This is a genomic window from Enterococcus saigonensis (assembly GCF_011397115.1).
Classification (GTDB): domain Bacteria; phylum Bacillota; class Bacilli; order Lactobacillales; family Enterococcaceae; genus Enterococcus_C; species Enterococcus_C saigonensis.
In genome coordinates, this window is the sequence record NZ_AP022822.1 from 1937073 (window position 1) to 1950996 (window position 13924).

20 protein-coding genes are annotated in these 13924 nt (G+C 36.6%); 5 read left to right on the forward strand and 15 right to left on the reverse strand.

Annotated features, from left to right (window positions below; all coding sequences use genetic code 11):
• Positions 1-18: 18 nt before the first annotated feature.
• From EsVE80_RS09175 to EsVE80_RS09185, 3 genes are all read right to left on the reverse strand, one after another.
• Positions 19-402, reverse strand: a complete 384-nt coding sequence (locus EsVE80_RS09175; RefSeq protein WP_173103444.1) for a hypothetical protein — start codon at positions 400-402, stop codon at positions 19-21.
• A gap of 63 nt (positions 403-465) precedes the next feature.
• A complete protein-coding gene (locus EsVE80_RS09180; RefSeq protein ID WP_173103445.1) occupies positions 466-1566 on the reverse strand; it encodes a replication initiation factor domain-containing protein in 1101 nt (366 codons plus the stop codon).
• Positions 1567-1868: 302 nt separating this feature from the next.
• A complete protein-coding gene (locus tag EsVE80_RS09185; protein ID WP_173103446.1) occupies positions 1869-2132 on the reverse strand; it encodes a DNA-binding protein in 264 nt (87 codons plus the stop codon).
• Between the two features lie 196 nt (positions 2133-2328).
• Between EsVE80_RS09185 and EsVE80_RS09190 the strand changes: the two genes are divergently transcribed.
• A complete protein-coding gene (locus tag EsVE80_RS09190) occupies positions 2329-2850 on the forward strand; it encodes a helix-turn-helix domain-containing protein (RefSeq protein WP_161999580.1) in 522 nt (173 codons plus the stop codon).
• Between the two features lie 52 nt (positions 2851-2902).
• Positions 2903-4048, forward strand: coding sequence for a site-specific integrase (locus EsVE80_RS09195; RefSeq protein ID WP_173103447.1), 1146 nt, complete (start codon positions 2903-2905; stop codon positions 4046-4048).
• Positions 4049-4134: 86 nt separating this feature from the next.
• Here EsVE80_RS09195 and EsVE80_RS09200 read toward each other — a convergent pair whose 3' ends face one another.
• The 5 genes from EsVE80_RS09200 to EsVE80_RS09220 form a co-directional block, all read right to left on the reverse strand.
• Positions 4135-4446 (reverse strand): DUF1292 domain-containing protein, encoded by a 312-nt coding sequence (locus tag EsVE80_RS09200; protein ID WP_173103448.1) that lies wholly within the window; start codon positions 4444-4446, stop codon positions 4135-4137.
• 15 nt (positions 4447-4461) lie between these two features.
• The gene (gene ruvX / locus EsVE80_RS09205) at positions 4462-4896 is read right to left on the reverse strand and encodes a Holliday junction resolvase RuvX (protein ID WP_173103449.1); all 435 of its coding nucleotides are present in this window, start codon (positions 4894-4896) and stop codon (positions 4462-4464) included.
• Entirely contained in the window at positions 4896-5162 is a 267-nt protein-coding gene (locus EsVE80_RS09210) for an IreB family regulatory phosphoprotein (RefSeq protein WP_016171403.1), read from the reverse strand. Before EsVE80_RS09210 ends, ruvX begins: the two co-directional genes overlap by 1 nt.
• Positions 5163-5321: 159 nt before the next feature.
• Entirely contained in the window at positions 5322-6173 is an 852-nt protein-coding gene (locus EsVE80_RS09215; protein ID WP_173103450.1) for a TIGR03943 family putative permease subunit, read from the reverse strand.
• Complete coding sequence (locus EsVE80_RS09220) at positions 6170-7111, reverse strand: permease (RefSeq protein WP_173103451.1); 942 nt, start codon at positions 7109-7111, stop codon at positions 6170-6172. Before EsVE80_RS09220 ends, EsVE80_RS09215 begins: the two co-directional genes overlap by 4 nt.
• 267 nt (positions 7112-7378) lie before the next feature.
• Here EsVE80_RS09220 and EsVE80_RS09225 point away from each other — a divergent pair, with 267 nt between their 5' ends.
• On the forward strand, positions 7379-7717 hold the full coding sequence (locus EsVE80_RS09225) for a thioredoxin family protein (protein WP_173103452.1): 339 nt from the start codon (positions 7379-7381) through the stop codon (positions 7715-7717).
• 54 nt (positions 7718-7771) lie between these two features.
• On the opposite strand, the gene EsVE80_RS09230 is transcribed toward EsVE80_RS09225, so the two are convergent.
• Positions 7772-8407: a redox-sensing transcriptional repressor Rex gene (locus EsVE80_RS09230; RefSeq protein WP_173104177.1), complete on the reverse strand. Its 636-nt coding sequence runs from the start codon at positions 8405-8407 to the stop codon at positions 7772-7774.
• A gap of 256 nt (positions 8408-8663) precedes the next feature.
• Between EsVE80_RS09230 and EsVE80_RS09235 the strand changes: the two genes are divergently transcribed.
• Positions 8664-10601: an ABC-F family ATP-binding cassette domain-containing protein gene (locus tag EsVE80_RS09235; protein ID WP_173103453.1), complete on the forward strand. Its 1938-nt coding sequence runs from the start codon at positions 8664-8666 to the stop codon at positions 10599-10601.
• Positions 10602-10716: 115 nt separating this feature from the next.
• Here the strand turns inward: EsVE80_RS09235 and EsVE80_RS09240 are convergent, their stop codons facing one another.
• The 5 genes from EsVE80_RS09240 to rpsN form a co-directional block, all read right to left on the reverse strand.
• Positions 10717-10848, reverse strand: coding sequence for a putative metal homeostasis protein (locus tag EsVE80_RS09240; RefSeq protein WP_173104178.1), 132 nt, complete (start codon positions 10846-10848; stop codon positions 10717-10719).
• 77 nt (positions 10849-10925) lie between these two features.
• On the reverse strand, positions 10926-11075 hold the full coding sequence (gene rpmG / locus EsVE80_RS09245; protein ID WP_173103454.1) for a 50S ribosomal protein L33: 150 nt from the start codon (positions 11073-11075) through the stop codon (positions 10926-10928).
• A 10-nt stretch (positions 11076-11085) separates the two neighbouring features.
• Positions 11086-11463 (reverse strand): hypothetical protein, encoded by a 378-nt coding sequence (locus tag EsVE80_RS09250; RefSeq protein ID WP_173103455.1) that lies wholly within the window; start codon positions 11461-11463, stop codon positions 11086-11088.
• A gap of 13 nt (positions 11464-11476) precedes the next feature.
• Positions 11477-11650, reverse strand: a complete 174-nt coding sequence (rpmF, locus tag EsVE80_RS09255) for a 50S ribosomal protein L32 (RefSeq protein ID WP_173103456.1) — start codon at positions 11648-11650, stop codon at positions 11477-11479.
• Positions 11651-11681: 31 nt separating this feature from the next.
• Complete coding sequence (gene rpsN, locus EsVE80_RS09260; protein ID WP_173103457.1) at positions 11682-11951, reverse strand: 30S ribosomal protein S14; 270 nt, start codon at positions 11949-11951, stop codon at positions 11682-11684.
• Between the two features lie 300 nt (positions 11952-12251).
• On the opposite strand from rpsN, the gene EsVE80_RS09265 reads away from it, so the two are divergent.
• Positions 12252-12932, forward strand: a complete 681-nt coding sequence (locus tag EsVE80_RS09265; RefSeq protein WP_173103458.1) for a C39 family peptidase — start codon at positions 12252-12254, stop codon at positions 12930-12932.
• Between the two features lie 76 nt (positions 12933-13008).
• Here the strand turns inward: EsVE80_RS09265 and EsVE80_RS09270 are convergent, their stop codons facing one another.
• On the reverse strand, positions 13009-13758 hold the full coding sequence (locus tag EsVE80_RS09270; protein ID WP_173103459.1) for a potassium channel family protein: 750 nt from the start codon (positions 13756-13758) through the stop codon (positions 13009-13011).
• Between the last annotated feature and the right edge of the window lie 166 nt (positions 13759-13924).

Here is a 13924-nt window from a genome sequence, read left to right on the forward strand (position 1 = left end):
ATTCATGAATATACATTTTTATTTCTGATTTCCTAACAATACAATCTTATCCGCCTTATAATACATTGGATGTCCGGCCATGCTTGGTTGTAGATTCTCAAATCGACATTTGACACTCTCGCGCTTCATAATCTCATCATTGTTAATCGGATGGTCTAAGGTATTGACGGTGACTTGCGTTGCTTTTTTACGGAATTGTCCCTCTAGGATAGTCACCGAATATTTGTACCCGATAATCTCATCAGTATAGAAGTTTCTTGGTTTGTTTTCGCGATCTAGAATGACCTGTCCGTTTTCATCGGTGCGAGTTTCAGTCGCAAATTTCGGAGTGACCTCATCTAGTTCAAAGGTTGGGCCAATGGCTCCGAAATCAAAATCGTTGATACTTAACATTTTTGGCATCGTGTTTTCTTCCTTTCTTTGCTATACTTGTTTTAGAAAATTTTTAACAGAGCGTTCGTTCACTTATTGGGAAGTGACGGACGCTTTTTTGGTGCGTTCTTGAATAAGCGGAATTAAATCGGGACGTTGTTGTTCACTGACGTATTGAATCATGCGGTCAGAAAGTTCGGGTGTCCATTCATAATTGGGGCGAATCTCTAACAAACTTGGATCAATCCCGACACCCTCATGATGCAAGAAAAAGAGTGCCTGAGTTAATGCCATGGGTCCACCATATTCATACCAGTTCAAGGAACGGTCAAAGCTACTCACTTGATACTGCCGAGTGATAGTAGGAACCAGACTTGGTTTTAGGTAGTCTTGCCACCAACGACAGACCTGCTTTAAGGAGCCGTCCGTGTAAAAGGTAAGTTCCGTTTGTAGAAATCCTCGAATTAAGTTTGCGATACATTGATCTTGCGGTAAAAAGGCAATCGTTCGAAAGAGGCTTTCTGCCACGTCATTTCGTGTCTCGACTTCCAAACGAATTTGGGGAGCCCGAGCCAGAATTTCCTCTTGTTTCACTCCATCAAAATCTTTGGCCATTTCTTTGGCTTTGTCGTAAGCCCGAAACATACAAGCCGATCCTCGAACGCCGATACTAACCGTTTTTGCCCGTTGTTTGGCATTAGACTCGCTGTCATGGAGTTGATAGCTTCGCCCTTTTGAAAGGAACTGTTTTCGCTTCACTTTATTGTGAATCTGATCCACTGTGAAATAAGGGACTTCGTTGTAATCATCCAAGGCTAAATCTAGACGCTTGATTTCAAAAGTGAAGGCGGTTTGGCTGGCATACTCGTAAAAGCGGGTGGCGAGTTCTTGAAAGACATTCGCCTTGGGGTTATACGAAAGCAAAATCCATTCATAGGTGGTACAAGCTTGTCCGCTTAAGACAAGGGTTCCGCGTTCTTTGGCCTTTTCTGGCTGGTGATAGGTGTAGTATTTGAGAAAGCCACAGGTGTACACAATATCGTATTCTTCATGTTTTAAACTGCCGGCTTGAATCGAAACGGATTCTAAACTGATTTTTAACAAGTCTTGAAAGACCGTCTGATAACTGACTTGATGCAAGACGGCTTGAAACCAATCTACTTTTCCTAGCACATTCTGGGTACTTTTGGTCATTTGGTCACCTCCTTTAAAATTTGCGCTTGTTCGCAAATCATTTTTGTTGTGAAAAAGCTTGGTATTATCAGCTTTTTTTGCATTTTTCCGGTAGTTATTAGCCATTATTTTTCTCTTTATAAGGTGCTATTAGAAAGGCACCTTATCCTAAGCCGGTGTCTGGTGTTCGCAAAAGACCCGTGCGTTCCACGCGTCCGTAAGCCTCGCCTGCTGATTGGCTCTCAGCCATCGCAGGCGAGGCAACGGCTGCGGCAACCACACCAACCCAACACCGGCTCCTTTCCTTGGCCCCACACCTTTGTTTAGTTTTGATAGGTTAATAACCATCTTCTCAACGCCTGAATGCTGTATAAAACCATACCTGAGTCCAATCGAATTTCTGGACAGCCCTGAAGAACCCATTCTTTCAATGTATTAACACTCACATCAAAATGCGCCGCACAATATTTTTGTTTGACGATATCCTGTTGGGTTTGTGTTTCTTCCAAGCGGGTTTCTAACAGGGCAAAGAATTGATTGGTCTGATCTTTTTGCCAATCCAGGAGCGCTTGTGCCAATACCGACATTCTTTTCACCTCCTTACATTTTCTTTTTAAAACTAAAAGAACTATAAATAAATAAAATAGTATCTTTTTGTACACTCTACCGCGATTCAAAAAAGATGTCAAGTATATTTTAAAAGTTTATTTGAAATACTATTTAGTTTATTTTTTGCTTGAATTTTTTAGGGAAAGCGCTTATGATAGATTCGAGGTGAGGAAAATGATAGAAAACTTTGGCGGCAATGTCGCTCGTTTACGAAAAGAAATGGGACTTTCCCAAACGGAATTAGCAGAAAAGATTGGTGTACAAAAACAAACCATCTCCAATATAGAACGGGGAATTCGCTACCCGACCTTTGAGAGCTTAGAAAAATTTGCGACGGTCTTTCATGCGACACCGATTCAACTCTTTGGTTCACCAAAAGAGATTGCGGTCTCTGAAACAACGGTTATTCTTGATCGCATCGACGAGTACGATCAAAAAGTTCAAAACTTGTTTACTTTGGCAAAAATTTTGAATAGCCATACAGTGAAAGAGATAGACGAGGTAGCAGAAAAGCTAGCCTTTATTGAACGTTTCTTTACCCCACAAATGCGTTTGGATGAAGACGGAAATCCGATTTTGGATCGTCATGGGAAGCCGGAGATGAAGCCAGTCTTCTTTGACAATTTACCGTTTGAAGAAATCGAGAAAACCGCAAAAGACTTAGCTTTCATTCAAGAAGCGCAACAGAACAAGTAACAAAAGTTCATTCCTTTCCTATGTGCCCCACACAAATAGGAGGAAAAATAGAATGGCTAATTTTGATCAATATGAAAAAAAGAATGGTGATAAAGCATGGAAGTTCCAAGCTTATCTAGGAACTGACAAAGTAACAGGTAAACCAATTAAAACCACTCGAAGAAATTTTAAAACAAAAAAAGAAGCCCAACTTGCTTTAGCTAAATTGCAAGTGGACTTTGAACAAAAAGGTCTCGAAAAAGATGGAAATGAGACTTTTCAACAAGTTTATGATTTGTGGCTGGACACTTATAAAACTACTGTAAAAGAAGTAACGTTCATGAAAACCGAAATTAAGTTTCGAAAATGGATTCTACCAAAATATGGTGACCTAAGAGTGAATAAAGTGACTGTACGGATGGCACAAGAAATCATTAATCAATGGGCAAAAGAAACGGATCAGTACCGAATACTGCATTCAACTGCAAAAAGAGTATTTGAATATGCGATAAATCTTGGCATTATAACAAACAATCCATTGTCACATATTATGATGCCAAAACGTGAAAAGCGAACAACCACAGAAAAGGTTAAAGCCTACACCAAGGAAGAAGTAAAAAAAATTTCTGAGTATCTTCAGTCAAAGAGTGGAACATATCGTTCTGAATATGATAAGACACTTATGCGATTCCTATTTTACACAGGTTGTCGAATCAGCGAGGCTCTTGCATTAAACTGGAATGACATCAACTTCGATGAAAAAACAGTTACTATCAACAAAACTCTCAGTCAAACAAAACACGGCTATAAGGTCTCTTCACCGAAAACAGATACCAGCACAGCCACAATATCAGTTGATGATGTTACCTTATCTTTCCTAAAAAAATGGCAATTAAATCAAAAAGAATTTATGTTGCACATTGGATTAACCAATCCTGAAATGATTTTTTGCGGTATTTATAAACAAATCGTAACTCATCATGCTATCTATGTACGGTTACAAACAATTACCGAAAAAGCTGGAGTTCCCTTTCTAGGTATCCATGTGACAAGGCATACACATGCTAGCCTTCTTCTAGACGCTGGTGCATCATTAAAGGACGTACAAGATCGACTAAGACATGCTTCAATCAAAATTACAATGGATACTTATGGTCATCTAAGTAAAGAGACAAAAGTCCAAACTGTTGATAAATTTGTTCAACATCTTAATGCTTGATAATCTAATGGCATTCAATTTGGCATTCAAAAAAGAAGAAAAAGAGCAGAATCCCTATATGCTAGGGATTCTGCCCTCTAGAAATCTTATTCTTCTTCTTCACTCATGAATGTATTGAAGACTTCTTCAATCATGTCCCATTCAGCTTCAGTTTCGATTTGTTCCAATTCGCCTTCTGTACCATCTTCGTTTTCGATGTATGCATAGGCTTGTAATTCAACGTCTTCGTCTTCTGATGCACCTGCTGGGTACAATAAAACGTAATTGCGATTGAATTCTTCTTGTCCATCAATTGTTAATAAAATTTCGTAAAGCGTTTCGTTACCTTGATCGTCTACTAACGTAATGTGTTCGTGTCCTTCATGATCATGGTTGTGGTCGTGATTATGTTCAGTCATTTGCTTTCCTCTTTCCTACAAAGGCGACTTTATATCGCTGCGATCTAAATAATTTTGTAAAATCATCACGGCGGCTAACTTATCGATAACCTTTTTCCGTTTTGCCCGTGACGTATTCGCTTGTTCTACGAGCATTCGCTCTGCTTGAACCGTGGTTAAGCGTTCATCTTGATAAAAAACGGGCAAGTGAAATAACTCTTCTAATTTTTCACCATAAGCTTGTGATGCCTCAGCCCGTGGACCAATGGTATTGTTCATATTCTTTGGTAAACCCACAACAAATTGTGTTACTTCATATTGGGTTACCAGTTCTTTAATACGATCAAATCCAAATTCACCATTGGCTTCATCAATACGGATAATTTCCACACCTTGTGCTGTCCAGCCCAATAAATCACTGACTGCAACGCCAACAGTTTTTGAACCGACATCTAATCCCATGATCCGCATTACAGGCTAATCCCATGATTGCCAAGGTAATACCGAATTAAGACCTCTAAAATCTCGTCTCTTTCATGACGACGGATTAAATTACGGGCATCACGATAACGAGGTATATAGGCTGGGTCGCCGGAAAGTAAATAACCTACGATTTGGTTGATAGGATTGTAACCTTTTTCTTCCAAAGCGCGATAAACAATGGCCAACGTTTCACTTACTTCTTTTTTGCGACTATCGTCAAAATCAAAACGTACTGTTTCATCTGTAAAACCCACAGTTAACACCTCTTTCTTCTAACTATTGCTATAGTTCATTTTACTAAAACTTCTCTAAAACTACAAACAAAGCGTCTACTTTTCCTACTTTAACAAAGGAATATGCTTTTTTTATGAAGTCTGTTTCTTATTTTAACATTTTTTAAGTGAAAAAAATGCCTAAAATGAGCGATAAACGTATTGATTTTTAGGTGCTTTAATCGTACTTGTCTTTGTAGTCTGTACCACTGGCAGCTCCCGTTTTAAAGGTTGATAAAAATTACTTTGAATAACCCCTTCAATATGCACCCATTGATCATTTTTAAAACTAGTTCCTGTCGGTAAATGGATTCGTAAACCAAAAACCCCAGAATCGGCAACACAGTGAATAATTCCAAAGCGGAAAACAAAATCATCTTCTTTTTGATCTTGTTTAGCGTGATAAATAAAGCCATCAAAACTAATTTTACGCCCAATAAATTCACTTGGATAATTATAAATTAATTCCATTATTTCTAAGTAATTTTCCTCAGTAACAGCTAAAATTTTTGACTCGTCATATTTTTTCATTAATTTATCCATTTGCTTTTGGTATTCGGTTTTATTGTAGTACATGCTAGTATTTGGTTGTAAATATTGAGTTTGCATTTGCGGATCTCCTACCGATTCTTTGCTAATCGGAAATTGAAAACCTTTGGCCTGAACAATCGTAGTATCCAAACTGACCACTGGAAAAAAAGTCCCTACAATAACCGGTAGTACTAATAAAATATACGCAATTATGCGTTGATGTCTTTTTTTAAGACCATGCTCGTGTGCCATTTCTTCGTGGCTATGGGTATGATTTTCGTCATTTTTACCATCAGCTTTTACCCATAATACAAGTTGTACCATTGCCAAGATAAAAGATAAAATCATAGATAAAACTGCCAGATAACTATAGTGAACATTAATAAACTGATTAAGTTTTCCCGTAACTTGCAAATACATCATCAACTCGAAATAACCAGCTAAAATTAAAAAGCGAATCATAAAGACACCACCAATGCATAACCTGTAACGCAAACGACAATAATTGCGACGAAATTTGCGATAAAACGTGTGCTAAAATAGCGATTCATCATTAAGAGATTTTTAATATCCACCATGGGGCCAAAAACCAAAAAACCAACAACTGGACCGGTACCAAACAAGCTTAACAATGAAGAACCAATAAAAGCATCCGCTTCTGAGCACAAAGACATCGCCAAAGCCAAAAAGAGCATCACGAAAACTGCTAAGACTTTGTTTGAACCGAGTGTTAACATGACTCCAGTAGGTAAATACGTTTGCATGGCAGCTGCGATTAAGCCACCAATCATTAAGTAGCGACCAGTATCAAAAAATTCATCAACGCTATGTTCCAATACATGTCCTAGTTGTTGCACAAAGCTTTTCTTTCTCATTGAGTTAGAAGCATCCTCATGATGGTGGTGATGCCCTCCTTTATTCACATTGGTTACAGCTTGTTGTAGGGTAGCGTCTTTAATAATCGGTTGTTGGTTGAAATAAGCCAGCCAAATACCAATGACCATAGCAACAATTAAACTACCGACTACCCGCAAAAAAGCATACTGCATCGAATTTCCAAAGGCGATAAAAGTGGAAAAAATGACAATTGGATTAATAATAGGTGCTGTTAGCATAAAGGCAAAAGCAGTGTGATTAGGGACTCCTTTTTTGACAAATTGATTGACAATTGGTACTATCCCACATTCACAAGAAGGAAAGAAAAAGCCTAAACCACAGCCAACTGCAATCGAGGCGAATTTATTTTGGGGCAATAATTTTTGGACTCTTTCTGGTGTTAAAAAAACATACAGTGCCCCAGAAATAATGCATCCTAATAAAACAAAGGGCAATGCTTCAATTACAATAGATAAAAAAATCATACTCATCTGTAAAACCGAATCAGGTAAATGATTAAACATTAAAAGACTCCTTAAGTTATTTCAATATGTAATTTTGTTGTTTCATCAAAAAGAGAACCTTCTAACGCAATGGGCTAAATAAGGTCTCATTTTTTAAATCTTATTTTTTCATCGCTTTAATATACGCTTTTTCGTGTTACCTCACAAGACTAACACGAAAAAATTAAGCTTTCGTTTACTTTTTTGGAACTTATAATCAGTAAATTTGACTTTTATTGACCAAAATTTTACATTGAAATTGAACTTAACAAAAAAGCAGGTGAACACATGATTCAAGTCAAAGATTTTTATACCGGGTTACAACAATTAAATCAAGAGAAATTAGCGATTGCGTATATTTCTCAGCCAGGGTGCAGCATTTGCGTAGCCGTCAAACCTCAATTGGAAAATCGTTTTGAAAAAGATGTTCCGATTTACCATTTTGATGGCAATAAATTTCCCGAAGTCGCTGGTCATTTTCAAGCGTTGACAGCGCCTTTAGTCGTCTTATTAAGCCACGGCAAAGAATTAAGCCGATCTGCTCGTTTCATCGATTACCCAGCCTTAACCAAAATTATCACAACATTTTCTGATGAGAAACCTGATTATTCTAAACTTTTCCAATAAAAAAGAAAGACCGAGCAGTTGTAGTGATTCTACAAAACAACTCAGTCTTTCTTTTTATTTTCCTTCTTGTGAATGTAAAAAATAAATCAGTGTTTGCAATTCATTAGTCAAGTCCACGTTTTGAATTAAAACACTCTTAGGTGCACTAAGACGAGCTGGCGTGAAGTTCAAAATACCTTTAATTCCAGCTGCAACTAATTCATCTACTATCCCTTGAGCAAATTCGGCGGGTACAGTTAAAATTGCTATATCAATTTCTTGAATTTTAATTTGCTCTACCATATCAGCCATTGCATAAACGGGAACACCATCAATGATTCGACCAGTAATTTCTTCATCTGCATCAAAAGCTGCACTAACACGAATACTATTGCTTTGATGGAATTTATATTTTAATAGGGCTGTCCCTAGATTACCAACACCGACTAACGCAACATTGGTCATATGATCTTCATTTAATGTTTTTGCAAAGAAGTTCATCAATGCTTCCACATCATAACCATAACCTCTTTTACCAAGTTCACCAAAATATGAAAAGTCCCGACGGATAGTTGCACTATCTACTTGCACCGCTTCACTAAGTTCCGTTGAAGAAACCTTTTGTTTTCCAGCATTGTTTAAAATCCGCAAATAGCGGTAGTATAAAGGCAAACGTTTCGCTGTCGCCTTAGGAATATGATGATCTTTCAACATGTACGCCTCCATTTGTGAATTTTTCACGTATTTTACTGACAAATCATAACAGGACGTTTGGTGAAATGCAATTTCTCTGCTCATAAATTTGTGAATTTTTATTTTTGTCTCTGCCTGTAATATACACTAACCGTAAAATTATGATAGACTACAACTGATACGCTGAATTTTATTCAAATTTTATTATTTGACTGGGCATAAAATTTGTGAAAAATCAGTCAGATGCCATAATTCATTTAAAGGAAGATTATCCATGATATTATTACAAGCAAATCAAATCGCCCGCCTTTTTGGTGCCGATGTTTTATTTCGCAATATTCATTTAGAGATTGCCTCAAAGGCTCGGATTGGCTTGGTGGGGCGTAATGGTGCCGGCAAGTCCACCTTGTTAAAAATTATTGCGGGAATTGAAGCGCCTGATGAAGGAAACATTGCAAAAAATAAGACAGCTACCTTAGGCTATCTCGCCCAAGATACAGGCTTAGCTTCAGAAGCAACTGTATGGGATGAAATGTTGACAGCGTTCGAAAAGGTTCGACAAATGGAACAACGAATGCGCAACCTAGAAGTTAAAATTTCTACAAGTAATCCTAGCGGTAGTGATTACGAAAGTATTTTAAAAGAATACGATAAGTTACAACACGATTTTGCCGATATTAACGGCTATGGTTACGAAAATGAAATTCGCTCCGTTTTACATGGTTTTCAATTTGATGAAAGCTTTTATCAGCAAAAGATTAATAATCTTTCTGGGGGACAAAAAACGCGCCTTGCTTTAGCACGCATGCTTTTGCAAAAACCTGATATTTTAATTTTAGACGAACCTACTAACCACTTAGACATTGAAACTTTAAGTTGGTTGGAGAACTATTTACAAAACTACAGCGGTGCGCTGCTTATCGTGTCTCACGACCGTTACTTTTTAGATAAAGTAACCAATGAAATTTACGAATTAAGTCGCCATAAAATGACTCACTACAAAGGAAATTACAGCCGCTACTTGGATTTAAAAGCCGCACAATTAGCCAGTGAGTGGAAAGCTTACGAAAAACAACAGCAAGAAATTAACAAATTAGAAGATTTTGTTGCACGAAATTTAGTCCGGGCCTCTACCACCAAACGAGCGCAAAGTCGCCGTAAACAATTGGACAAGATGGAGCGATTAGATCGACCGCAAGGAGCAGAAAAATCAGCACATTTTCTTTTCCACATTGATAAGGTTTCTGGCAATGTCGTTTTACAATTAAATGATGCGGCTATTGGCTACAGTTCCAATGAAATTCTAGCCCAACCGGTGGATCTGGACATTCGCCGCCAAGATGCGATTGCCTTGGTTGGCCCAAATGGAATCGGTAAATCAACCTTATTAAAATCTTTAATTGGACAACTCCCCTTTATTCGCGGTGAGGTACAATTAGGCGCAAATGTTTCCATTGGTTACTATGATCAAGGTCAAGCAAATTTAAACAGTAATAAAACGATTCTGCAAGAATTATGGGATGATCATCCTACAACTCCGGAATTAGAAATTCGTAATGTTCTCGGTAGTTTCTTGTTTTCTGGTGAAGAGGTAGATAAGCCAATCAATCTATTAAGTGGTGGAGAAAAAGCACGGGTTGCTTTAGCGAAGCTGGCAATGGATGAAGAAAACTTTTTAATCTTGGATGAGCCTACCAACCACTTGGATATTGACAATAAAGAAGTCTTGGAAAACGCCTTAATTGACTACGAGGGAACTTTACTTTTTGTTTCCCATGACCGCTACTTCATCAACCGAATTGCCACGAAAGTGATTGAACTTTCTCCAGAAGGTAGTCGTTTATTTTTAGGCGATTATGATTATTATTTAGAAAAGAAAAAAGAAGAAGCAGAAATTGCTGCCTTACTAGCTGCTGAAGAAAACGATACGCCTATTGTTGTATCAGCTGGTAAAAAAAACTTTCAAAAAAGTAAAGAACAACAAAAACTCGTCCGCAGTCTGCAACGGAAAATATCTGATATTGAACAAACAATGAGCCAAACAGATGAAATCATTACACAACTAGAAACTGAAATGATAAAACCAGATATTTTAGCCGATCATAAGCAATTACAAGAATTAAATGAGAAACTAGAAATAGCCCGTGCTAAGCAAAATGAACTATTGGAAAAATGGGAAGAATTAAGCCTTGAGCTAGAAGCATACGAATAAAAAGTACTTTGACTTTACTAAAATCTAATCGTTATTCCAAATGTTGTTGTCATTTTTTATTTAATAAAATGAAAAGATGCGCCAAAGGTCAAACTGGCCTATGAGCGCATCTTTTTTAGTTTGTTGCATAATATGTTCTTATTTTATCGCGTTTATATTCTTTGATAATCTTTAACGCACGCTTACGCGTTTTAATATTAGGACTTTTTAGGCGACGATAGGCACTCGCCAAATCTGTTTTTTCCATCATTTTCACCTCTCTTATTAGAATCAAAAATATGGATGAAACTTTCATTACTTCAGCACTTTTTCTGCATAATATGTCTATTTTACTTCTTTAAAAATTACTTTGCGGCGTAGCTTGGGAGAATATTTTTTTAGTTCTAAACGTTCAGGATTATTACGTTTATTTTTACTTGTTAAATACAAACGTTCTTTCGTTTCGCCACATTCCAAAATAATATTTTGTCGCATTTTTCTCCTCCTAGCGCTCTTCTAAATACATTTGTAACTGTAGAGCTTCATCGTAATCTAACTTATCGTCAGCTAAGGTCTGTAACAATTCATTTTTAAAGTCTAAAGTTATTTCCCAAAAACCATCAATTTGTTGAAATAGCGTTGGATCATAGTTAGTGAAAATGGGATATAATACTAAAAAATCTGCAAAGCTCAAGTTCTTTTCTTCATAAAAATCCTTAATCATACCACTTTCCAACGCTTTTTCAGTTGGCATTCCAGTTTCTGTAATTAAGCCTGTAACGACCATATCTTTATAAACTTTACTTTTTTCAAGCAGAAAATTTCTTTTTCCCTGTTGATATTTAAAATACTCTTCCACTAAAGGCGGATAAATGATTTCCAAAATCCCCCCTCCTTTATTTGTCAGCGATAACGCTGCGTCCTTTATAATATCCTTTTAAGGAAACGCGATGGGATCTTCTGTAGTCTCCAGTAGCTGCATCAAAAGAAATTTCTGGTTGTTTCAAATTTTGATGTGTTCGTCTTAGCCGTTTTTTCATTTTTGATGTTTTCCGTGCCGGTACTGCCATTTTCTATTCCTCCTAATCAAACTGTTATATCTTACCAACTAGCTTTTTTTACTCCAGGAATTAATCCTTTATGAGCTAATTTTCGAAAATTAATTCGTGACATCCCAAATTTACGCATATAAGCGCGGGGACGACCATCAATTTGATCTCGTAACTTTAAGCGATTTGGGTTTGAATCCTTTGGCAATTTGGCTAAACCAACGTAATCTTTCGCTGCTTTTAACGCCATTCTTTGCGCCGCGTATTTTTCAATTAAGGCTTCTTGTTTTTTTGCTTTGGCAATCTTTGATTTTTTCGCCATAAAACTTCCCTCGTTTCGTTTTCCATTGTATAAATCGTAATCATTTCGTTTTGAACTCCATTACATTAGCAACAAAAAATTTTTTTGTCAATACTTAAATAACATGAATTTTATTTCAGATGAGTCTTTTATCCTCTTTTTTCTAACTTTTTATCCTTCCGTTTACAAGCTGTTTTTTAGTAAGCTTTAAAAAGCAGACTCTAATTTTTAAGGTTTAGTAAATCAGCCTTGTGCCCGATTTTATTTTTTTAGCTTTTGCTTTAGAGTAAACTTAGTATCAACAAAAAGCGAGGTGGTATTATGGCACAAAAAAAATCTCGACAACCCCAAATTATTTTTGTCGGCTTTTGTATGCTCATTTTAGGTGTAATTTGGCTCTTTTTCATAAACCCTACTTCCAATTCTTCTACATTAAACAACTCACGTATTAGTCAAGAAAGGTATAGCCAACAGGCTAATGAAGTTCTAAAAGAAAATCAAATTCCTACACCATTAATTTTACAAACAGATGAACGTTGGGCGCACGATAATTATGGTAGTGGTGCTAACAATACGCTGGCCCAAAATGGCTGTGCAATTTTATCATTAACCATGATTCTTTCTTATTTTGAAAAAAATGAAGCTATGCCACAAGACATTTTGAATTGGGCGCACAATAATTATTTTGTTGCAGATCAAGGAACTTCTTGGCAGATTTTTAGCGATTTTGCTAATCATTACCACTTGCAATATCACGATTTAGGCAATGACTTTCAACGTGCACGCCAATATTTACAACAAAAGATTCCCGTAGTTGTTTCCGTCAAACCGGGACGCTTCACCGATGTCGGCCATATTATGGTGCTTGGAGCAGAGACAAACAATCAAATTTTAATTTTAGATCCAAATGATACACCTGCAAAAACGGTATACAAAGAATTATTTCACGCTGAAGATATAACCCGTGAAGCTATCCACTATTGGGCTTTCACCAAAAGCTAGCCATAACTTATTTTCTTGTACAAAAAAGTAGCCATTAGAAGTTTAACTAAACTTCTAATGGCTACTTTTACTAGTTTCATTTCTTCAACATTCTTTCAATTCGATCCAATTGAGTCTGTAATAGAACAATCTCTTTTTTTAGCTCAGCAAGTTCACTATCCTCTTCAACTTGGCGCATAGCTTCGTTCTTGTGGCTAAAATAGGAAGTAATTGTTGAAGTTAATATCCCAATAAAACCAATCCCCAATAGCATCAAAACTGACGCAATCAACTTGCCTGCATCAGTCGTCGGCGCAATATCACCATATCCAACCGTCGTAACTGTAACAATTGCATACCACAACGCATCGGCAAAAGACCGATTCTCGGCAATCGAGAACAATCCAGCTCCAATCACAATAATGCCCAAACTGATATAAAGCACATAAATAAAACCGTTTGTATATAAAATACTGCGCTTGTTGCGAGAAAGCTTACCAAACAGCCCAATAATTCGAGCAATACGATTAATCCGCGCAATTTTGCCAAAGTGAGATAGACCAAGTAATCCAAAGATAAAGTTAAAAGGCAAAATTGCAATCAAATCAAAAAAGTTTTTCTTGAAAAAATTTTTTTTGACTGGATCAACAAGAAGACGACCACAATAGTCGACGGTAAATAAAAGCCAAATGAAATAATCAACAATTCGAAACGGATTTTCATTAATATTAATGACTGATGCAAAATCTAACAGCATCAAAATAATCCAAATAATAGATAAGGTCAAATTTAAAACGTGATATTCATGATTATACTCATTCAATTTCTTTTGTAACTTTTTGAGCATTTCATCACCTCTTGTCTTTTCCATTCTAGCCATCGTTGCATTTTCTAACAAGAATTTTGTCATTTTTTTCAGCAATATTAGAAAAGTTTATTTGTAATCGTTTTCTATTGTTCTATACTAAAATATAAGAAAAGGTCAGTTTATTTTCTATTTTAGTAAAAAGATC